This is a genomic window from Holtiella tumoricola (assembly GCF_027857615.1).
Taxonomy (GTDB): Bacteria; Bacillota; Clostridia; order Lachnospirales; family Cellulosilyticaceae; genus Holtiella; species Holtiella tumoricola.
On sequence record NZ_JAQIFT010000044.1, the window covers coordinates 21,559 to 41,058 of the forward strand.

The following is a 19,500-nucleotide window of genomic DNA, read 5'->3' on the forward strand; positions in this document are numbered from 1 at the left end:
ACCTTGTTTGGCTTACACAAAATAAGCCCACCTCACTAGAATGCCATCACATTCTTGACTTGTTAACGCGAGTCTCCGCGTCGTATGCTACTAAGCCTAAGCTTTTCACTACGCCCTCAAAGGTCCATTTGTCCGATCCGCTCTCTGTTAGGTTCCCAGCCTCCCCAACTCTCTGTAAGTGCGCTAAAGGTTTTATCTCCTTATCACAGGTTTCATATTATTATACATTAGTATACGCTTACTTAAATAAAATGTCAAAGATTTTTTTATTTTTAATATAAATGATAAGTCATCTTAATCCTTTTAAACTTTATAGCTTCCTTCTCCCACCTACTATATACTTCCTCTGGGCTAAATTCATGGGTTCTTATATAATCACTACCGGTATTATAATCTATCATTGGCTTTCCATTTGTAGTATACGAAGATAAAAATTCAAATTGATCAGGTACTTGATGCTGAATTTCATATAAAAGATGTAAGGCTACTTTGACTGGTTTAAATGCTAACCTATCTTGTACATGTATTTGTACACCTCTACATAACACTCCATTATGCTTTGAAAAAGTTGGTGTAAAATAAACTGGCCTAAAGATGACACCAGGTAATACCTTTGCATTCATATCCTCGGCTAATTTATAAGCATCTAACCATGGTGCACCTACCCATTCAAAAGGTTTAGTTGTTCCTCTTCCTTCTGAAATATTCGTCCCTTCAAATATACAAGTTGCATTATATACAAATGCTGTATCTACAGTTGGCATATTGGGGGATGGTAATATCCACGTAAGTCCCGTATCTTCATAACTCATATTCCTTTGCCAACCAAGCATTTTTATGACTTCTAGTTTACAATTGATATTAAACTCACTATTAAAGAATTTTGCTGCTTCTCCTATTGTAAGCCCATATCTGTATGGGATAGGATATAGTCCTACAAATGAAGTAAAACCTTCCTGAATTAATCCTCCTTCTACTATTTCTCCACCCACTGGGTTTGGCCGATCAAATACAACAAATTGCTTATCATATTCCCTACAACTTTGCATACAATATGCCATCGTATATAAATATGTATAAAGCCGTGATCCAACATCTTGAATATCAATAGCCATTATATCTATATCATCTAACATTTCTTTTGTAGGCTTTTTACTCTGTCCATATAATGTATAGACTTTTACACCACTCTTTTCATCTATGTATGAATCTACTTTCTCTCCTGCTTGTATATCTCCTCTTATGCCATGCTCTGGTGAATAAAGTGCTACAAGGTTAATTTTTTCATTTAATATATCTATCGTGCTTCTTAAGGTACTATTAACACCTGTAGGATTTGTAATTAATCCGACTCGTTTGCCTTGGAATAAATGAATCATTTCATCAATACGGTCAATCCCCAATATTACTTGCATTATCTTATTTCCCTTCTTATATTGTTCTAATTGCTTTTATTGCAGCTCCATAAGCCGCATCTTGAATCATATAACTTACTTCTACTTTAGGGTATAGTAGCTGTAGCTTATTACAAAATCCTTCTTGAATCCTTTTGTTATTGATCAATACACTTCCATTGATAATAACTTTTGTTGATTTATTTTCAAAATCTAGGCAATGTATATTAGTATTTACTGCCTCTACTAAAGCATCTATTGTTTCATCAATTATTTTTAATGCTACTTCATCCCCCCTATTACATGCTTCCTCAATCAAAATAGCGTATCCTGCAATATCTTGCTTAGATGCCCCTACTTTATAAACTTCACCAATGATATCCTCTACAGTTTCAAGTGCTAATCGTTTAAGCACTAATTCTGTAAGAATTGTCTCTTGTCCTCTTTTATCATATGCTCGCATGATAGCATTTAAAATTTTAACACCTATACTATAAGCACTACCTTCATCTCCAATAATATGGCCCCATCCACCTACTCTATGTGTTTTCCCTTCCTTATTTTCTCCATAGCATATAGTTCCTGTTCCTGCAATAAGTAAGATTCCTTCTTCCCCGTCGGTCCCTCCTATTAGTGCAGTCTCTGCATCATGAGTTATAATAAGTGGTCCTTTATATCCAGTCTCTCTTATTATTGCTTCAAGTTGTACTTTAACACTTTCACGTGCTGCCCCTGCTATACCTATGCACATTGCCCTACATTCTTCAAAGCAATCTCCTGAGTTTATAACCGCATCTATAATCACATCATGCAATGATTGTCTAACTACACCATATCCACTTGATAAAATATTACTGGGGCCTGACATGTATGAATCTATTACTGTGCCATCCAGAGTACAACGTACTAGCTTCGTCTTTGTTCCTCCACCATCTATTCCAATTACATAATTCATAGTTTCACCTTCTTGTACTTTTATTTATTATGTATATGTATAATTACACTTATTATTAATTTAGATTCTTTATCCACTCTTCTACTTTTTAAGTATATAAAAAAGAGCCGTCTAAAAACGGCTCTTCTACTCTTATTATTTTTGTTCACCTAAATAGGCACCACAGTTTTCTTCAAAGTCAGCAATAATAGACTCTACAATATCCCAATTCTCTATTGTAGCACCTCCAGCTAAGAAGTGACCACCACCGCCGTATTTTGCAGCAATTTCATTCACACGTGGCCCATTTGAACGGAACTCACACATAATCTTACCTGTAGAGGGAACTTCAGCAAAGAAATGCCAGTTAATAATGCCATCAATATCTTGAAGTGTATTAACCATTCTTGCAGCAACCATGTAATCCATACCATATTCTTCAATAATCTCTTTTGAAATTTTAAGTACTGCTACACCATTTTTGCGCACTTCAAAGTTGCTATAGATATATCCCATAAATTTAACTGCATTCATTTTACGTTTATAGAATGAAGCATAAAGTGGCTTTGTATTTAAATCATAAGTTAGGTGTTCCATCTTTTTAAATACATTTGTTGGATTCTCTAGGTATACAAAGCGACCAGTATCTGCCACAATCCCAATATAAAGAGCTTCTCTTGCTACTTTATCCATTTGAAGACGATTATCACTTTCTAAGAATAAGTCTAAGAGCATTAAACTTGTTGCTGGATAGTTAATATCTACCCATGCTAGGTTAGCAAATTCCTCACCAAATGGATGATGGTGGTCTATCTTAATGACATAGCCACATTTAGCAAAGCTTTGATCATCTACACGATGTGCATCACCTATATCTAATAAAATAGCTAGGCATTTTTCATCAATACTTACTTGCTCTGGATCATCCATTACTCCTATATAAGCAAGGTCTTCGTCATGTTTTCCCATTAAATACACTTTTTTTCCCGGGAAACTTTTTTCTATCATATTTTTTAAAGCAACTTGTGAACCATATGAATCTGGGTCTGGATAAACGTGTCTATAAAGAGCTATTGTGTCATATTCTTGTATCTTATTAATAATTTCTACTATTAATGTTTTATTCATTTTCTATTTCTCCCTATCTAAATTCTATTGCCTATATATCTAGCTATCTGCTAATATTCTGCTTCAACCTACTTATATCTATTCTTATAATCAATAGGCCTCTATGTAAAACAAATAAGAATGACCTGTTACACATGGTGTAACAGGTCATTTCTCTATTAATTTTTCAAATTATTGACGTTGAATGACCTATGTCTATTTTATTATGTTTTATAGTACTTTTTAGTGTATATATTATATATATTTTATGTAATTTAAAAATAAATTTTTGTCAGTTAAACTTTTTAGTTCCATAATAGTACCACATATTTTATCATAGTTCAATTTATAACAACCTTTAATGACATAAATATTATCAGGATTAGATAATATTTCATTCTCTTCTATATAAAATTAGCTTGCAAACTAGTACATTCTCTGTATATAATAGAAGTTGCGACCATCTTATATACAGAGAGGCCTACTAGTTTCTAGTAGGCCTTTTTATTTTTTATTATTTTACTTTTACCTTGATGATAGGCATGCTATCATACCCAATATCAATCATTCCATCTCTTAGATCTTGTAGCTTCACATAATTATGTCCATCTTTTTCTATAGCATCAACATTCTTTTCTACACCATTTAGTTTGATTGTAACTTTTTTAACCACTTCTTCAGCCTCCTTTAAAAATAGTTTTCTTTCAGCTTCACGCCTACGTGTTAATCCTTTTAGTTCTGTAAATACACCATTCACTCTAGCTTTGTTATAAAGTAACATCTGATTAGCTACACTATTCCAATCTTTAGCATTAATTGCACCTAAGAGATTTCCTTTAAAAATACCCGGTCCTAAATTATAACAAAAACTTACTAATGCATCGTATTGATTTTGGTTTAATCCAGTAAACTTTCTTACAGCTGGCTCATATCTCTTTTCAAGACATTCACTCAATAGCTGCTCTGCTTTTTCTTGTGTAATAGTCATCCCTGCACATACTGGCTTACCGTCTATAGTTCCTGTATGTCCAATGCCAATTGTCCAAATACCAGCTGGGCATTTATATGCTTTTAATTGACACCCTTCAAATTCTTTAATTAGATTCATACCTACTTTAGATATTTTCATCTTTACTCTCCCCTCCTATTACAGCATTACCCATACTATCTACTTTATCTTTTGCTATATTTAATGCTTTGACAATAAACGGTGGTAAATCCATACCTGCATGACTTAAGTTCTCTAAATTACTTATCAGTTCTCTGACGAATATCCATGCCAATGTTAATGCTGTAAATATAACCTTTGTAGCAACCATTATCCCAAGTGTATTTGCAATCTGAATCAGCCCATAATCTAATAACAGAGACAATAATATAAGCATGACCATGCCGAGTTTTCTATAAATCCCTTTAATAACTAACTTACTTTGTACTTTTTCATCTTCTCTAGCTCCTGCCGCATATGCTCTAGTAAATAAATCTGCAATCATAAGCCCTGCTACTACGTAAAGCAATGGAGTAAATATACCAAAGAAATTTGTTAAGAGCATATTAAACGCTGTAAAAAGAACTACTACTTTTGATTTTAAATTTTCCATCATTTCTCCTTCCTAATATAAAAAGGGCACAAAAAATGCAGCCTTTAAGCTGCTCTCTTATGCCACATTATTTACTTTCTCAAATCATTCTTTTATTCTACTAATCCAAGTTCCTTTTTGACTTCTTCTTGGTACTTCTCAGGAATAACTTTTTCTCCTATTCCTTCTAACTGCCATTCATAATCAGCAATAAGGACTACACAAATCTCTGTTTGTTGTGCAGCTGGACACTTTTCCACTTTCTTTCTTCCCGCATCTACTAATCTTGCATTTGCTCTTACTTGTACTGGGTATTGTGCTGTATCAATCATCGTGATGTCTCCTTTAAATATATTATTTTATAATCCTAAATGGGTAATGATCTTACTTAATTTCTCATCTAATGCAGTTTGATACTCCATAATTGTTAAAGTATCATCTGCAGTTAATGAAGTTGTTGCTTTAATTGGCGATGTATCCTTTTTGATATCTTGTAATGTTAATTCTGCCTGCGGATCTATTATAGATAAATACTCATCAGTCCACTGTTTGGATTCCTTATCATACTTTCTACTAATATACAAATTGTCATACTGTTCAATAAGAATCATATTTTCTTGTACAACTTCATTCGTTAATGAAGATATACCGATACAATAACCTTGTTCATTAATTTGTGCATAATTAAACATCTAACCTACCCCTTTCTAATAAAATTCTATAACTTGCCATGCCACTTGATAATCTGTACCACCAGCAAATGTTAGCGTTGTACTATTGGTTAAAACACACGTATTTGTATAATTTGATGATGTACCATGCATTGCAGTTTCACTAATTACAAAAGACTTTGACATGTTAACTGGGCTAATTGTTACAGTTTTCTCACGACTTGTAGGTGCAAAAACGCCTCTTTGGATACTCTTAATAATCTTAAGATTTGCCATAGAATTCGCCATATGACTTTTAATATCATCTCTAGCTGCATCTACTTTAGAAGTTATATGATTTTTAGTAGCTGTATGTTGATTAGTAACATGCGTTGCCAAAGTACTTATTGTCTCTAAAATAGCTGTTTTAGCTGAAGTAATCCATTCATTAATTAGAGCGCTAAGTGGTTTAGAAGTATCTGCATTAACTCTTTCATTGATAACTCGTCTAACGTCGCTTGAAACATCTATACCCGTTATTTTCTGATCTATACTTTTAATTTTTTCCTCTGCACTTGTTCCATTATCCATAAATACAACATCTGCAGATGTATGAGGATGCAGCACATCTCCATTATCAGCCTGAAGTTCTCCTTTTAATTTAGCCATGTCATGCCTCCTATTCTATTACTTTAAAAAATAGTTTTCTTGGTACTGCATTGGATGTAGTTGTCCCAACTTTAATGCCATCACCTGGATCACCTTTAGGCCCCTGTGGTCCTGTTGCCCCCTTTGCACCTGCTGGTCCTTGCGGTCCTGTTTCTCCTCTTGGCCCTTGTGGGCCTGTTGCTCCCACTGGTCCCTGTGCTCCAGTTGTTCCCTTAAAGTTTCCTCTTTTAGTCCAAGTTGTAGATGCTGTTTTTTCAAATACATCTCCATTAGATGTATTCAGTGCCCAATCTCCTACTACACCTAATGATGTAGCTGGTGTCCCAGTAACATTATGCATTTTAGATCCTGCAACTCCAGCTGGTCCTTGCTCTCCAGTTTCTCCTCTTAGACCTTGTGGGCCTGCTGCACCTGTAGGGCCTTGTGGACCTATTGCTCCCGTTGCCCCCTTAGGACCCGTTAATTTACCTGCATTTAACTTTTGCTGAAAAGTTTCTCCATCTGAAAAAGTTACACAATCTGCTGACGTTAATACATCTACTCCTTCAATAACTTCGCCAGTACTTTCATCTATCAATTGTACTCTTACTTTTTTTAATACTTCTGCCATTTAAAGTTCACTCCTTATTCTTTTATTTCAATCCCCATATTAGGGCTTACTTTTATAATGCCATTGCTACTTCCACCACTTTGTCTACTTGTAACTTTAAAATACATCTTCCCCTTTACTCTATCTTGAATAGGAATATCTGAACCTTCTGGTATAACATATGGACTAGATAAATTCTTGATTTGATTGATTAACTCAGAGTGTGCGACTGGATTAATATTATGATTCTCAATGTCTTCTATAGTTGCATATACTAAACTTTGATTAATTGTGGCACTCACATTTATGGCATTTCCTATAATCGTTTCAATAGCCACAAACTTTTCTAATATTTGACTACCACCACTAGAGGGAATATATTCAGCTAATGCTCCTGCATTACCATAGCAATAGAGTATTTCTCCTAAGTCTGGATCTGTTGCATAAAGCCCTAACTCTCTCCAATAAAACCCCGTGTCAATGTCCTGATTCGTAAAGGTACCACCTATACTTGCAATACCTCCAGTAAGTACTTTTAAGTTTGATATAGGAATATCTAGTTTTTTACTTTTTAAATCTGTCAATTCTAAAATAGATTGACTCCCTAGTTCACCATCACCTATGGCAAGCTTAGTAAAGTTAAGTTTCGTACCAACTTGTGCCTTTGATTGCAGCACCTTTCCTCTTGTTGTAAAATCTACACTTCCAAAAGCCATTTCATCCCTCCTGTCTAATGATTATTTTGTCACCGGTATGTACAATAAACCCATAATAAAGATTTAGATTTGCACTCATGATCACTAATACTTCATGAAGTCGTGTACTTTTCCTTTTTACTGCTTCTACTGCTTTATGAAATTGATCTGCAAGTTCTCCTGTTACTTTCGTATTGGTTGTAAGTACTCTAAAATGATAAGGTTGTCCATCATACTCATACCATTCTTCTATTTGTCCATCTCCAAAATAATCTGCTATAACTTGCTCTATAGCATAATTAGTACCAAGTGTCCTAAATACTTTATTGCAATTTCTAATAATATTTCTTTTTATATCTATATCCGAATTTGAATCATACCAAAAAATATTTTTTTCAACAGCTATAAGATCTAAAATCTCTTCTGTTAGAGTATCAAGTTGTGTACGTATCAAGCTCTTTTCTGTATCAATAGCATTAAATACGTCACTTAAGACTTTACTCATAGCACAAGTAGTTGGATCATGTTTCATACTTCCTGTTTGTAGAGAAAGCATGCTTACTTTACCAAGTTCCATTATTTAAGTCCTCCATATGTAACCGTCTGAGTTGTAACTTTTGCAACTTGTGTTTTGGTTAATTCTTGATAAGTAGGTGATACAATATCTACTTTATAAGCTCCGGCATTTAAGACAAGTTGTTTAAGGTAATCTGGATTAATAGCACGCCCTATCTTACTGCCTTGCCAAGCAATATAAGTTTCTATAGATTCAATGACTCTATCTTTAATAAGCTTCTCACTTTGAGCTTGTTCACGGCTTATATAGTAAGTCAAAGAAAGTGCGTACTCTACTACTGAAGGTGCTGCAGTAGAAACCTTATCTGTCATAGGACGTACCTTTTTACTACTACAAGCATCATTTATCCGTTGTAAAATCGTTTCATTAGGAAGTTCTCCTTGTTTCATTAATGCAGTAATAAGAATTTCTCCTGGGTTGGGTGATGTAACAACAACATCTTCAATATTTGCATCTGCCGATTTGGCATGATAAATATAGCCAAGTTCATGGCCAGCTGTAGAAATTTTAGAAGCTGCTAAACGAATACGCTCTCTATATCCACTCCATGTTTCTAAACCATTATCATCAAGTTCAGCTGATGAGCCTCCACTTGAAAGCGTAGTATTAGATACTGCACCTATAAAAGGAATTGTATCTACTAACGTTTTAATTTGACCAGGTGTAAAACCGTTATGATCTTCTCCTGCAACTGTTCCATAAGTTAAAACTTCTACTTCCATTTGACTAGCCATAATATACGCATCATTTACAGTTTCAAAAAATAGTAATCCATCTGGTGTAACCCTTGTACCTTTAGGAATATGAACTGTTTTCATCTGAGCACTGGATAAAGTAAACTTCACTATGCACTCTGCCTTTTGTGCCTCTAATCTTTTAGTATCGTACTCTTGCCCAATAGCATCCAGCACAGCGCCTCTTGCATACATTAATAAATTTTGCTTAGCACTTTCATTAATAGCATTATAAATAGCTACTATAATTTGAACCTCTTGCTCTAAAAAGATCCTTCTTTCATCTCCAGGATAAAGAACATCCCCTAATGCCTTTTGAAAACGTATAATAATATCATCATAAAGTTGTTGTGCATCTACATTAACAAAGTTCATAGTTCTACCACCACCTTAAAATCTATATTACCTTCCTCATCTATCTTGATTAAATCAACACTCACTACTTCTACATCTGGCTGATACGTTTCAAGAAGCCGATATACTTCAGCTGTATACAAAGCAATAGCATCATCCTTCGGTAAATATAAAATAGAAGGATCAAGTCCCTTTGTTCTGTCATAGGCTACTTCATATCGCCATGTAGTTAATAAGTTACGGATATTTTGCAAGATGCGTTTATCTCCCTTGGCATTCCAATCAAGGCTACTTACTTGTAATGTTTCAATTGTATATCTCATCATTACGTCCTTTCTGCACTTGGCTTAACACTTGGTGATTGTGAATTGCTTGTACGTGTCATATTCGCCTTTTGACTAGGGCTTAACGCATTATAAATAGATGCTGTATCTGCTGCTTTTTTGCTTTTCTTACTGCTTTTCTTATTTTTTTTACTAGCTTGTGCACTTCCTGCTCTTACAAATTCCTCAAAATTTAAGGTAATGGTTGCAGCAAGTATATAGCCTGTATTATCAATATGTGTCTCATTAATTCCTATGCTTTTTAAAATCCATTTTGTATTTAGAAAAGGTTTTCCATTTAATAAAAAAGGATAAGCTTCTGCTTTATCTTTAATACTCATCCAATCCTCTATTTGCTCCATAGGATAAACCCCTAATGCACGGTCAAGTCTAACCTTAACGCTAAATGTATCAAGCCCAGCACCTTTAATATATGTGCTAGGCTTTTTATTTTTACTTTCTTGTTTTTCTGTTTCAAGTGATGAGTTTGAAGAAAAATCATCAAATGTAATCACTTTATTTGAACTTACTGTAAAACCTTTTGGGCCAAACATAGCAAGATACATACTAGCCCTCCTTTATACTTTCCCAATAATTGCACCTTCTGATAAGCTATTGTTGTAAAAGGCAACAATTACTTTATCATTAACTTGTAACTGTCCAATATGCGCAGCTACATCTAAAAAATTAGTATACAAGGCTTTTTCTTTAATAAAGACTTTCACCTTTCCATCTTGCACAAAACCTATTTCACCTTTAACATTCATAACGTCACCACCTTGGAACTGTTCTTAACACTAATATAGTTTGATCTTTTGTAAGATTTTGCTCCACAATATAAACATAGTAAAGATTATCAGCTAGGCCAAACCCTTGCGTTTCAACCATACATCCTGCTGCTATACCTGGATTAAACTTAATGCTGAACTGCATCTTATTTTCATATTTATTACTTGCTCTTAGACTATTCTTACTAAATCGTTCAGCTTCACCTATACTTGATGCCATGGCATCTACTAATAAGGTTGGGCCTTTATGATCTGGAGAATAAAAAATATATTCTCCTAACTTAGCACTTCCGTACACTTGCCTAGCATACATTCTATAATCAAAATCACCTATTACTTCTTGTCTCTGTATAACTGTTGGATTTTGTTCCTCCATCCAATGTTCATCATACACAACAAGGGCATTATCTGTAATCTTCATTACATATCCTTCAAGCAAACACCTATGATGTAAAAAAAGAAAATCTGATTGCTCTACCTGACTCACAAATCTATACCTATAATTAGTCAAGCTATATGTTTTGAGTTTTAGCTTATGCTTATTAGCTATTTCATGTAAAAGTTCCAGGAGTGTTACATCTTCCCATGATTTTGTATACTTTTCTTTACTTTCTTCTTTAATAGGTAAACATATCATTTTCATAGTATCTTTTAATTGCTTAATACTATGAATATACATGACACCAGAAGAAAAACCACCTTCTTCTATAATCACTTGATGATTTTTCTCTGGTCTCCATGTACTCCATTCATTTTCAGGATTATTTACCTCTAGTTCTATAGAATCTAGTTTCTCACCAGCTCTATCTATAATCTTAGCCAAACGTATACTTACATCATTTGTAATATCCTTACCCTCATAAATAAGTTTGATAACGATCACCTCTTCCAAGGTGGTAAAGTTGAAGGTTTATCTTCTTCTAAGATAGGTATCTTCAATTCTATGCCACCTTTAAAAGTAATGATTGAGGCATATTGAGGATTAGCTTGAATAATCAAATGAGCCTTAAATTCATCTAAGTAATAATCTAAAGCAATCATATCAAAAGTATCTTTATCTACTGTTGTATAGATTTCAAAGTTATTCAAATGCAATCACCCCTTCCTCATATTCTAGTTCTTCTAAAACTTCCTTTACTTTTGCTTTAATGTCCATAGGTGTTCTCTCAGCAACTTCACCTATCACTTGAATAGTTATATTAGCTATCTTTTGAACAACGGTTTGCTCTTTTACTCCAAAGTTATCAAATGTACAACCTACCGAAGAGTTTACATGCTCTTTTGTTGGATTTATACCTAATATTTGAGCGGTTTGATTCAGTAGTTCAAAAGATCTTGATGTGCGTTTAAGAGGGATAGCCATTTCTGGCCCAGCCTCACCAAAAATAGATGCTTGTGTTGCAATACCACCTCTTGCAAAGGCAGGCAGCATTGGCAACTCTAAAGATTTTCCTCCTACTATAGGTACCCAATCCGGTATAGATAATTGATTCAATCCACTTATAAGATGGTTTACAATTTCAATGATGAAATTAATAGGAGCAACAATGACTTCTCTAAGCCCCTTCATTACTCCATCAAAAATATTTACAACACCTTGCCAAGCAAGTTGCCAATTACCTGTGAAAGCACCAGTAATAAAATCAATCAACCCTTCTAAAGCTTGGAAAATATAATGAATTAAAGGCATAAATGCATCAAACGCTGAAATAATAACACCTACTACTTCACCTATAATAGGTCCTAATATAGAAAACATAGTCGCTGCTTTCTCCAAAATTGGTCCAAAGGCCTCGCTTATTTTTAAAAAGATAGGTATAGCAGCATCTCCTACCTTGACCAGAATAGGTAATAAAAAGTTTAAAAAGCCACCAGCTAGTTTGACTACACTTTCATTCAATTTTAATAAAGGCTCTGAGCCTGTACTAATAAACTTTTTAAATCCTTCCCCTAGTTGTCCTAGATTAGGGAGGATATCTTTAAAGGTTTGCTTAATCACATCACCTAAACTTTCAATATGAGGTATTAAAGGCTGTAGAAAATCTCTTACTTTACTAAACAATCCAAAAACCTTATCTACATCTATATTAGATACGAATTCATTAGCCTTTTTGTAAAGCTTTGTTAAAAATGGTAATGCTTTTGATGCAATTGTAGCTGATAATTGCTTAATATTGTTGGTAAGTAACTTTTGTTGATTGGCAAAAGAATCGGATGTTCTAGCAAAGTCACCTTGTGCATCCGCTGAAACTTCCATAAGGTAGTTATACCGTAAAAGTGTTTGCTCTGCTTGTGACATATTGCTAAAGGATTTTTTAATTCCTTGCGACAATGCATAGGCCTCTAGGTTAGCAACACTCATATTGATACCCAGTTCTTTTAATGGTTCACTTTCACCTGCTATACCACTCCTAATTTTTTGCCAAGCATTGTCATGCTCTAAGTTATAGAACGAAGCAAAGTCTCCTGCTAATCCCGCCAAGTTCGTGGACATGATTAGCATATCTTCGCTAGCTATATTACTGCTCTTAAGCATGGCCCCCATACTTCCAGACCATTGTTTGGCTTGTAGCTCCGTAATACCAAAGGCATTTAATGTCGTTTTAGCCCATGTATCTATCTTTGATGCATTCTGAGCAAATGTCGTATCTACTACGTTTTGTACTTCAACTAAATCACTTGCTAGTTGAATACTTTCTTTTCCAAGTTCAACGACCTTGCTAGTCAATGCAACTACACCACTAGCAATTGCACCTCCTAGAAAACTGGCCTTAACAAGTTGACTAAATTTAGCTACATACCTAGTAGATTGTTTAAATCCCTCTGATAAGCCTTTTGTGCTTTTAGTTGTTTTCATTAAAGAAGCTTGAAGGCTAGGATCAACTTTACCTGCAAGTGTAATCAGTGCTTTTAGTTCTTTTTTACTTGCCATTCCCTTTATTCGCCTCCTTTAATTCAATAGTGGCTTCTGATAAATCCCCTATGAATTCAAAAAGCTCTTGCAAAGGTAGCCTATAGCAATATTCTGCTGATGTAGATGTGACTAAGGTAACTTTTGCAATGAGCTTACGAAGGTACTTGTCGTCAATTATTCCTCCGAATCGATGTAGAAAAAATCTCTTGCAAGTGATGCACCCTTTTGAATATCTTTAGCACTAATTCTAAGCACGTCTGATATATCCATTTCTGGATTGGCTTTTACTACTGCTGCAGCAAATAAGTACATGTGGTAATCTGTATCAATTTCCTCAACTGATACCGGGATACCATCTGCCTTTATACGTCTACCAGCATTTAATTTGTCCCTTGCAGTCATATTCTCAAAGTCATATGTAAGTTCCTTAGCTTCATTCCCATTAATCATAATAGGCTTTCTGAGTGTTAGTACATGTGTGTTTAATACTTCTACCATTTCTTTATGCATTTTATAATCCTCTTCTCGTTTTAGTTTTAAATAAAAAAGCTACTCTTTAAAGAGCAGCTCTTACTTTTTCCATGTAATCAATTCCGTTTATTTTAAAGATATTGTTCAGCTTATCAATAAGTAAGGTTTCTTTACCATCAATAATTTGTCTATATCTTAATACTTCAAATTCAATACTTCCATCCATGGTAGTTTGATTTTCAATTTTACCTGGATCATATTTCTTGTTAACTCCTGTAATAAAAATCTTACTACTTGCTGGAATCATTGAACCATCATTTTGCATTACATCTTGCACAAATCTTAATTCAATATTTTGAACGCCTGGCTTTGCAAGTTCTACTGAACCTGCATTAATAGAACGTGAATTTATTGTTAAAGTCATACTATTAACCTGACCTGTAATCGGCATATCAATACTTCCAAGTATTCCTGCTCCTTTAATTTCACTTGTTGGTTTTTCAATAGAAGGTAATTGGCAAGATACTTGATCTCCAATCTCTTTGCCATCTACTAACAACATATGTGCAATGATATTCCCTGCAATCATCATTATTGATCACCTCCAAATAATACATTTAAGCCTTTACTGGTATAGCAAATTTTAGCTGTTAAACTTTTTCCAGGAGGGGTTGTTGTGGTTTCAATATCAAATGTAAAATCTCCCTCAATCATATCTGAAGTTGAATTACTTGTTTCTTCAAAGCCTACTAGTCCATGTAAGATTTTCCCTTGTGCCATTAATGCATCTAACCATTCCTGCATATCATTTAGGATTGTATCAACTTTGGCTCGATTCATAGGTTTATCTACAAAAATACCATAGCGACTTTGAAAACTATTGGCGATATACTGAATCATACGTACACTACAATCAAAGATATTACGCTTGTCCATATCTTTACCATATTCGTACTCTCCTGTATGACCTCCCCAAAGTACCCATCTGCCACCCCAATAAGTTGCTGTTCTAATCCCTTTACTATTCAACTCATTGGCTTGTATCTGGTCATACTCAATAGTAGTACCATCTTCTAATACTAATCCAATAATATCTATAGGTTTATTAGATGGTGTTTCATGAGGCACATTACCATTTTCATAATCTACCCATTGCATAGTTACTGTTGCCAAGGTGGATAAATGGAATAACTTACCTTCTCCATTTTTAGCCATTGGCCAACAAGGAGCTTCGTAACTACTTGTAAATCCTGCTTCTGTTTTAGCTGCTTTAGCCTTATCAATAGTATTGCTTGTACTGGATTCAATATCACTATTTACAAAAGCATACCAATGACCATTAATTTTCTGACTTGCAGCCTTAAGTGCTGTATCCACTTCTGGAATCTTACTCCACTTTGGAGCACATAAAAGTGTAGGGATCATATTATGGTTTTGATACACTAGATCTAAAACATCTATCCCTGTTTTGTGTCCTTCAGAACTTGTTCCTCCAATAATCTCTGTTTTTGTTACGTTTGAAAGATCTACTTCATTAAAAGTAACTTCCACACTTGAACCTAATGTCCCTTTTAGGTCTGTAATTCGGATACGCCCTCCATCTGGTGTGTACTCAGCTTTATAGTCCTCTCCCATTACTTTTTCATTTATAGAAATGGTTTTTAAGATTCCTTTATATGTAGAAATAAAGCCTACTTTATTTGTTATTGATACAGTTTCTCTTTTTAGTGTGGCAGTTCTGGCCTTTAATAAATGTATTTTAGGATCTAATACATTTATTAAAATAATAGGTCCTATCGGTTTAATGTTATTTTTAAAGTGTGCATAGATAGCTTCGCATAGTGTAAAGTCTTCCCAGTGCTCACTGTACCCAACTTTTTCTTGAGCTTCTTTAAAGCTATTAATAAGAATAGGCTTATTAACAAGCTCTTCATAATTCAATTTCTGATGTGCTGGTAGCGTTCCAAAGTAAACTGGAAGTGTTCCAGCATCTTTAGGTGGAATAAAATCCTTTGTTGCCATAATCTCGGCAAATGCTCCATGTTTATACATATTTTTCACCCTTTCATTCATTTAATAATTTTTGTACTTCTACCCTTGGATAAGCACTTCCTTGTACTGAAAACGTCATATATCCATACCAATAAGGATAAGGCTGATCTTGGTACATTCCCCACTTAATCTCATCACTGATTTTAAGCTTATTACCTAAAATAATCTGCTGACTTAGTTTCGCCTTGGTTAAATCCATAAGATTTAATAAATCTAAGTATCCATTAAAATTAGGGACATAAGAACCATCTGGTTTATGTTCTCCTGACGAATACACTGCAAAAGAAATCTTAATATCAAACTCACTTTCTTTATGTATATCTGCACCAGTATCCAATCCTACGACTAAGCATGGTATACTACTTTCTAACTCATCCGGTAAATAGCCCTGTGGAGGTACCCATCCTATAAAAATATTTGGATGCACTAATTCATACTGAAGCACATCTTCATCTGATGCCTTTTGTAAACGAATATTAGGAGAGACTTGCTGTTCTAAAAAATCTTTAACGATTTCCAATGTTCTTACTGTATGCATGGTTAGCCTCCTTTTATTTTATTCTGTATTCTATCCATAGCTCTGTTGGTCTCATGCTCAAGACGTTGTTCAAACTTTTCAAGAGCAAAGCTTTGTATCTTCTCATCTATTCCTTCAGCAGTAATCATTTGAGGAATAGATAATGTTCTAATTGGTGCAATAGGAAATCTTTCTTTTCCTAAACGTCTAAATACGTTAAATTGTACCTTATCATCACTTTTAGCACCTGTACTTGCCGTAAAACCAACTTTAGAAGTAACTTTAGGTCTGCTCTTCTTAATTGTTACTTTAACTACTGCACGCTTCCCTTTTCTTATAGATGTCTTAGGTGTAAAGGGGAAATGTGCAAAACTTAATCTCTTACCTTTTGATGTAAGAGAAGCTTCTAAATTAGACTTGGTTGGATAATTAACACCACCAGCAAAAGATTCCTTTACTTCTTTTGCTTTAATGGCATACTCTTTAGGTACAATTCGTCCAATCTCATTTTTTGTTTGATCAAGACTTCTTTTAAGAGCATGATATATGGCTGTTTGTGTTTGTTTGGGAAATGATTGAAGTTCAACAGAAAGCAAATCTATCTGCCTTGTATCAATCTGTATAAGACCTTTTCCCATATTAACTACCAGAATTACGATTAAGAATGACCTCATACATTCCCATATCCTCTCTTAACGAAAAGATAGAGGTTTGCTTTCCATCAAAAACAAGAGGCATGTCTTGTTTAAGTTTGATAGGTGTCTTTTCTACTGGAATAAAAAAGAGTAATTCACCAATGTATAGACCATCATATTCTTTTTTTGAGCGTTCCTTCAGTCTATCATTATCAATAATGACTTCTACTGAAATACCATTAAGAGTATGCTGCTCTGCAAATTCATTTGTATTAAAAAACAGATGCTGTAAATCTTTATTAATTGTTTCTTTAAAATTCATCACACACCTACTTTTTAGATGTTCTACCTATACGTGTTGAAGTTTTTTTAACTTCTTTAGGTTCTGGATCTTCTTTATCTGTTTGGACTGCTTCTACTTCTTTAGGTCCATCTACTTGACAACCTTCTTTGTACAACTCTTCTTTATTCTCCTCATCATCTGACTTCTCATCTGTTTTTAATGAGGGATAAGCCTCTGCCAAACCATTCGCTATAAGTTCTCGTTCATCCTTTAAGGATAAGGTTAAAAGAGCACCCTTTTCATAAAGGATGCCATCTCTATTAAGTGGATTTGTTAGTTTTACCATCTTCTATCTCCTCCTAACCAATTCTACAGTATACAGTCCCAGCTCCTGAGCCTGCTTTTTTAGAAACAGCTATTCCTGCTATACAAGTCAGTTCACCTTTTGTTTTCGTAACATAGTTATTGTCATTGTCCCAATAAAGTGTGTCTCCTACCTCCATTGTTTCTGCTGCAGCTGGCATTTCATAAACACCTGTCATCCTTACCCCTCCGGTTGAACCTGCATGAATACTTTCTGCTGCAACGCCTACACAATTTCCAATTGGTACAATATCGTTATAAGCAATCTCCTTTTGAGCTGTAAAATTAATAATCTTCCCTTCTTGAATAAATGTTACTTTAGCCATATTTAGGCACCTCCTATATTTATATATCAAAAGGACTTCTTAATAAGTCCTTTTATGATAATGCTACTCCATTATTCTTAGCAAGACCTTTAAAGTCTGTAACGGTTACACCATAATCCATATAAATTCGCCATTCCATCCCTAAAAAGTCAAAGCCCATTCTACTTTCAAGTTTAGGCATATCGTCACCATTTAAATAGGTAACCTCAATGGTATCTGATAACATTGGATCTGCTGCTAAGAAATAATTCAATAAATTACTTCCATCTGCTTCAAGTTCTGCATCTACAACGAGTTCAAGGGCATTTCTCCAAATATTATTCACACCTGCATTTTGTTGGCCTGGTAATGCCATAGATGTTAAGAGTTGTAGTGCTTCATTTTCCAACTCTGGTGGTACAATAAGGAATTTTGGTGAAATATTTAAAGCCTGCTTACCTGCAATACCTTTTTGACGTTTCATTAGAGTTTTCATCTCTGCTAATGTCTTATTAGATAATGCCCCTGCTGTTCCTAAGTTACCATGATCAGCATGGAATAAAGGCTTGTTATCAAAAATAGTTGGATTGCTCATAAGTTGTTGATAAACAAGCTTATTAATCCCACGTCGAGCTGATTGAACGTAAAGCATAGGAATCTTAGTTAAGATGCCTAAATCATCATTAATCATAGCTTGACGTGTAAATCCAAACTTTTTACCAAAGGTTGCAATAGATTTTTTAACACCTTGGTCTTTCAGTTCATCAAATGTGAACTCACCTGTTTCACTCATTCTTGTAAGATCGCCAGCTTCAGAAATTTGATAGTGTGTTGCACCTTTAAAGTCTGGATTGCTTCCAATACTTGTCCAACGTTCAAAGGTTGTTTGAGCAATCTGGTTACCTCTTGCCATAGATTTATTCACTGTATCAGAAAGGATACTTGCAAATTGACTTTCTGGACTTAAGGCTCTTCGTAAAAGTTCATCATCATCTAAACGGTATGCATATGTTACGCCTGAACGCTGTAAACATTCAACAGCAATATCTCTTAATTTCATGCCACGCATTTCCCTAGCACCTTCTGCTGGATTTTCTACATTACCAAATGCACGCATCTGTAATGCATCTGATGCTGCATCACGTATTTTATCTGTCTCATCTTTATGTACATGTAAATGACCTTCTGAACGTCCTGATGAAATAGGTTCATTCATATTCATAAATCTTTTTAGCACCTCAGCATTTACTTGTTCTATGCTTAACCCTCTCTTGATAAAATCTTGCATATCAAGTTCTAATCCTCTTTGACTAGCTGTACCACAAATTTCTGCAATGGCTGCATAACGTTCACGCTCTGCTTGTAATACTCTTTGAATATCATCATTACTACCTTGTACTCTTTCTTCTTCCTCGATTTCTCTTTTCAAGGTCTCAATTTCTCTTTGTAAGGAATCAAATTCTGCTTGTTCTGTGTCTGCCAATGCTCTATTTCCATTCCTAGCTGCATCTAATAATGACTGCTGTCTTTGTGTTTTTTGTTTAATTAACTCTTTCTTATCCATTT

Annotated in this window: 27 protein-coding genes; all 27 read right to left on the reverse strand. The window is 34.5% G+C overall.

Annotation, left to right across the window (positions count from 1 at the left end):
• Nucleotides 1–272: 272 nt before the first annotated feature.
• On the reverse strand, nucleotides 273–1,415 hold the full coding sequence (locus PBV87_RS11055; protein WP_271012313.1) for an exo-beta-N-acetylmuramidase NamZ family protein: 1,143 nt from the start codon (nucleotides 1,413–1,415) through the stop codon (nucleotides 273–275).
• 16 nt (nucleotides 1,416–1,431) lie between these two features.
• The gene (locus tag PBV87_RS11060) at nucleotides 1,432–2,349 is read right to left on the reverse strand and encodes a BadF/BadG/BcrA/BcrD ATPase family protein (protein ID WP_271012314.1); all 918 of its coding nucleotides are present in this window, start codon (nucleotides 2,347–2,349) and stop codon (nucleotides 1,432–1,434) included.
• 135 nt (nucleotides 2,350–2,484) lie between these two features.
• Nucleotides 2,485–3,456, reverse strand: a complete 972-nt coding sequence (locus tag PBV87_RS11065; protein ID WP_053984651.1) for a DHH family phosphoesterase — start codon at nucleotides 3,454–3,456, stop codon at nucleotides 2,485–2,487.
• 493 nt (nucleotides 3,457–3,949) lie between these two features.
• Nucleotides 3,950–4,564 (reverse strand): lysozyme, encoded by a 615-nt coding sequence (locus tag PBV87_RS11070; protein WP_271012315.1) that lies wholly within the window; start codon nucleotides 4,562–4,564, stop codon nucleotides 3,950–3,952.
• Nucleotides 4,551–5,036, reverse strand: coding sequence for a phage holin family protein (locus PBV87_RS11075; RefSeq protein WP_271012316.1), 486 nt, complete (start codon nucleotides 5,034–5,036; stop codon nucleotides 4,551–4,553). Before PBV87_RS11075 ends, PBV87_RS11070 begins: the two co-directional genes overlap by 14 nt.
• Before the next feature lie 92 nt (nucleotides 5,037–5,128).
• On the reverse strand, nucleotides 5,129–5,347 hold the full coding sequence (locus tag PBV87_RS11080; protein ID WP_271012317.1) for a hypothetical protein: 219 nt from the start codon (nucleotides 5,345–5,347) through the stop codon (nucleotides 5,129–5,131).
• Between the two features lie 27 nt (nucleotides 5,348–5,374).
• Nucleotides 5,375–5,707 carry a hypothetical protein gene (locus PBV87_RS11085; protein ID WP_271012318.1) on the reverse strand — a complete coding sequence of 111 codons (333 nt, stop codon included), beginning with the start codon at nucleotides 5,705–5,707 and terminating at the stop codon, nucleotides 5,375–5,377.
• Nucleotides 5,708–5,722: 15 nt separating this feature from the next.
• Nucleotides 5,723–6,334, reverse strand: a complete 612-nt coding sequence (locus PBV87_RS11090; protein ID WP_271012319.1) for a hypothetical protein — start codon at nucleotides 6,332–6,334, stop codon at nucleotides 5,723–5,725.
• A 10-nt stretch (nucleotides 6,335–6,344) separates the two neighbouring features.
• Nucleotides 6,345–6,944, reverse strand: coding sequence for a collagen-like domain-containing protein (locus PBV87_RS11095; protein WP_271012320.1), 600 nt, complete (start codon nucleotides 6,942–6,944; stop codon nucleotides 6,345–6,347).
• Between the two features lie 14 nt (nucleotides 6,945–6,958).
• A complete protein-coding gene (locus tag PBV87_RS11100; RefSeq protein ID WP_271012321.1) occupies nucleotides 6,959–7,639 on the reverse strand; it encodes a phage tail protein in 681 nt (226 codons plus the stop codon).
• Nucleotide 7,640: 1 nt separating this feature from the next.
• Nucleotides 7,641–8,195, reverse strand: coding sequence for a phage tail protein (locus PBV87_RS11105; RefSeq protein ID WP_271012322.1), 555 nt, complete (start codon nucleotides 8,193–8,195; stop codon nucleotides 7,641–7,643).
• Nucleotides 8,195–9,304 carry a baseplate assembly protein gene (locus PBV87_RS11110; RefSeq protein ID WP_271012323.1) on the reverse strand — a complete coding sequence of 370 codons (1,110 nt, stop codon included), beginning with the start codon at nucleotides 9,302–9,304 and terminating at the stop codon, nucleotides 8,195–8,197. The genes PBV87_RS11105 and PBV87_RS11110 overlap by 1 nt, the downstream gene beginning before the upstream one ends.
• Nucleotides 9,301–9,606, reverse strand: coding sequence for a hypothetical protein (locus PBV87_RS11115; RefSeq protein ID WP_271012324.1), 306 nt, complete (start codon nucleotides 9,604–9,606; stop codon nucleotides 9,301–9,303). The genes PBV87_RS11110 and PBV87_RS11115 overlap by 4 nt, the downstream gene beginning before the upstream one ends.
• A 2-nt stretch (nucleotides 9,607–9,608) precedes the next feature.
• Complete coding sequence (locus tag PBV87_RS11120) at nucleotides 9,609–10,172, reverse strand: phage tail protein (RefSeq protein WP_271012325.1); 564 nt, start codon at nucleotides 10,170–10,172, stop codon at nucleotides 9,609–9,611.
• 12 nt (nucleotides 10,173–10,184) lie between these two features.
• On the reverse strand, nucleotides 10,185–10,373 hold the full coding sequence (locus PBV87_RS11125) for a hypothetical protein (protein WP_271012326.1): 189 nt from the start codon (nucleotides 10,371–10,373) through the stop codon (nucleotides 10,185–10,187).
• 4 nt (nucleotides 10,374–10,377) lie between these two features.
• On the reverse strand, nucleotides 10,378–11,277 hold the full coding sequence (locus tag PBV87_RS11130) for a phage late control D family protein (protein ID WP_271012327.1): 900 nt from the start codon (nucleotides 11,275–11,277) through the stop codon (nucleotides 10,378–10,380).
• The gene (locus PBV87_RS11135; protein ID WP_271012328.1) at nucleotides 11,274–11,483 is read right to left on the reverse strand and encodes a tail protein X; all 210 of its coding nucleotides are present in this window, start codon (nucleotides 11,481–11,483) and stop codon (nucleotides 11,274–11,276) included. The genes PBV87_RS11130 and PBV87_RS11135 overlap by 4 nt, the downstream gene beginning before the upstream one ends.
• Entirely contained in the window at nucleotides 11,476–13,326 is a 1,851-nt protein-coding gene (locus tag PBV87_RS11140; RefSeq protein ID WP_271012329.1) for a phage tail family protein, read from the reverse strand. The genes PBV87_RS11135 and PBV87_RS11140 overlap by 8 nt, the downstream gene beginning before the upstream one ends.
• A gap of 156 nt (nucleotides 13,327–13,482) precedes the next feature.
• Nucleotides 13,483–13,818, reverse strand: a complete 336-nt coding sequence (locus PBV87_RS11145) for a hypothetical protein (protein WP_271012330.1) — start codon at nucleotides 13,816–13,818, stop codon at nucleotides 13,483–13,485.
• Nucleotides 13,819–13,864: 46 nt separating this feature from the next.
• Complete coding sequence (locus PBV87_RS11150; protein ID WP_271012331.1) at nucleotides 13,865–14,371, reverse strand: phage major tail tube protein; 507 nt, start codon at nucleotides 14,369–14,371, stop codon at nucleotides 13,865–13,867.
• Complete coding sequence (locus tag PBV87_RS11155; protein ID WP_271012332.1) at nucleotides 14,371–15,831, reverse strand: phage tail sheath family protein; 1,461 nt, start codon at nucleotides 15,829–15,831, stop codon at nucleotides 14,371–14,373. Before PBV87_RS11155 ends, PBV87_RS11150 begins: the two co-directional genes overlap by 1 nt.
• Nucleotides 15,832–15,844: 13 nt before the next feature.
• A complete protein-coding gene (locus PBV87_RS11160; RefSeq protein ID WP_271012333.1) occupies nucleotides 15,845–16,369 on the reverse strand; it encodes a hypothetical protein in 525 nt (174 codons plus the stop codon).
• Between the two features lie 2 nt (nucleotides 16,370–16,371).
• Nucleotides 16,372–17,022 (reverse strand): hypothetical protein, encoded by a 651-nt coding sequence (locus PBV87_RS11165; protein ID WP_271012334.1) that lies wholly within the window; start codon nucleotides 17,020–17,022, stop codon nucleotides 16,372–16,374.
• A complete protein-coding gene (locus PBV87_RS11170) occupies nucleotides 16,988–17,305 on the reverse strand; it encodes a hypothetical protein (RefSeq protein WP_271012335.1) in 318 nt (105 codons plus the stop codon). The genes PBV87_RS11165 and PBV87_RS11170 overlap by 35 nt, the downstream gene beginning before the upstream one ends.
• A 7-nt stretch (nucleotides 17,306–17,312) precedes the next feature.
• Nucleotides 17,313–17,612, reverse strand: coding sequence for a hypothetical protein (locus PBV87_RS11175; RefSeq protein ID WP_271012336.1), 300 nt, complete (start codon nucleotides 17,610–17,612; stop codon nucleotides 17,313–17,315).
• Between the two features lie 13 nt (nucleotides 17,613–17,625).
• Nucleotides 17,626–17,955 carry a DUF2190 family protein gene (locus PBV87_RS11180; RefSeq protein ID WP_271012337.1) on the reverse strand — a complete coding sequence of 110 codons (330 nt, stop codon included), beginning with the start codon at nucleotides 17,953–17,955 and terminating at the stop codon, nucleotides 17,626–17,628.
• Between the two features lie 52 nt (nucleotides 17,956–18,007).
• On the reverse strand, nucleotides 18,008–19,498 hold the full coding sequence (locus PBV87_RS11185) for a phage major capsid protein (protein WP_271012338.1): 1,491 nt from the start codon (nucleotides 19,496–19,498) through the stop codon (nucleotides 18,008–18,010).
• Nucleotides 19,499–19,500: the final 2 nt, after the last annotated feature.

Bases quoted from the DNA above. Each gene is read 5' to 3' on its own strand.
- PBV87_RS11080 (WP_271012317.1), bottom strand. From the start codon at position 5,347: ATGATTGATACAGCACAATACCCAGTACAAGTAAGAGCAAATGCAAGA.
- PBV87_RS11180 (WP_271012337.1), bottom strand. From the start codon at position 17,955: ATGGCTAAAGTAACATTTATTCAAGAAGGGAAGATTATTAATTTTACA.
- PBV87_RS11140 (WP_271012329.1), bottom strand. From the start codon at position 13,326: ATGGCAAGTAAAAAAGAACTAAAAGCACTGATTACACTTGCAGGTAAA.
- PBV87_RS11105 (WP_271012322.1), bottom strand. From the start codon at position 8,195: ATGGAACTTGGTAAAGTAAGCATGCTTTCTCTACAAACAGGAAGTATG.
- PBV87_RS11160 (WP_271012333.1), bottom strand. From the start codon at position 16,369: ATGCATACAGTAAGAACATTGGAAATCGTTAAAGATTTTTTAGAACAG.
- PBV87_RS11165 (WP_271012334.1), bottom strand. From the start codon at position 17,022: ATGAGGTCATTCTTAATCGTAATTCTGGTAGTTAATATGGGAAAAGGT.
- PBV87_RS11120 (WP_271012325.1), bottom strand. From the start codon at position 10,172: ATGTATCTTGCTATGTTTGGCCCAAAAGGTTTTACAGTAAGTTCAAAT.
- PBV87_RS11155 (WP_271012332.1), bottom strand. From the start codon at position 15,831: ATGTATAAACATGGAGCATTTGCCGAGATTATGGCAACAAAGGATTTT.
- PBV87_RS11170 (WP_271012335.1), bottom strand. From the start codon at position 17,305: ATGAATTTTAAAGAAACAATTAATAAAGATTTACAGCATCTGTTTTTT.
- PBV87_RS11185 (WP_271012338.1), bottom strand. From the start codon at position 19,498: ATGGATAAGAAAGAGTTAATTAAACAAAAAACACAAAGACAGCAGTCA.
- PBV87_RS11060 (WP_271012314.1), bottom strand. From the start codon at position 2,349: ATGAATTATGTAATTGGAATAGATGGTGGAGGAACAAAGACGAAGCTA.
- PBV87_RS11075 (WP_271012316.1), bottom strand. From the start codon at position 5,036: ATGGAAAATTTAAAATCAAAAGTAGTAGTTCTTTTTACAGCGTTTAAT.
- PBV87_RS11065 (WP_053984651.1), bottom strand. From the start codon at position 3,456: ATGAATAAAACATTAATAGTAGAAATTATTAATAAGATACAAGAATAT.
- PBV87_RS11100 (WP_271012321.1), bottom strand. From the start codon at position 7,639: ATGGCTTTTGGAAGTGTAGATTTTACAACAAGAGGAAAGGTGCTGCAA.
- PBV87_RS11085 (WP_271012318.1), bottom strand. From the start codon at position 5,707: ATGTTTAATTATGCACAAATTAATGAACAAGGTTATTGTATCGGTATA.
- PBV87_RS11145 (WP_271012330.1), bottom strand. From the start codon at position 13,818: ATGCATAAAGAAATGGTAGAAGTATTAAACACACATGTACTAACACTC.
- PBV87_RS11070 (WP_271012315.1), bottom strand. From the start codon at position 4,564: ATGAAAATATCTAAAGTAGGTATGAATCTAATTAAAGAATTTGAAGGG.
- PBV87_RS11150 (WP_271012331.1), bottom strand. From the start codon at position 14,371: ATGATGATTGCAGGGAATATCATTGCACATATGTTGTTAGTAGATGGC.
- PBV87_RS11095 (WP_271012320.1), bottom strand. From the start codon at position 6,944: ATGGCAGAAGTATTAAAAAAAGTAAGAGTACAATTGATAGATGAAAGT.
- PBV87_RS11175 (WP_271012336.1), bottom strand. From the start codon at position 17,612: ATGGTAAAACTAACAAATCCACTTAATAGAGATGGCATCCTTTATGAA.
- PBV87_RS11055 (WP_271012313.1), bottom strand. From the start codon at position 1,415: ATGCAAGTAATATTGGGGATTGACCGTATTGATGAAATGATTCATTTA.
- PBV87_RS11110 (WP_271012323.1), bottom strand. From the start codon at position 9,304: ATGAACTTTGTTAATGTAGATGCACAACAACTTTATGATGATATTATT.
- PBV87_RS11090 (WP_271012319.1), bottom strand. From the start codon at position 6,334: ATGGCTAAATTAAAAGGAGAACTTCAGGCTGATAATGGAGATGTGCTG.
- PBV87_RS11115 (WP_271012324.1), bottom strand. From the start codon at position 9,606: ATGAGATATACAATTGAAACATTACAAGTAAGTAGCCTTGATTGGAAT.
- PBV87_RS11125 (WP_271012326.1), bottom strand. From the start codon at position 10,373: ATGAATGTTAAAGGTGAAATAGGTTTTGTGCAAGATGGAAAGGTGAAA.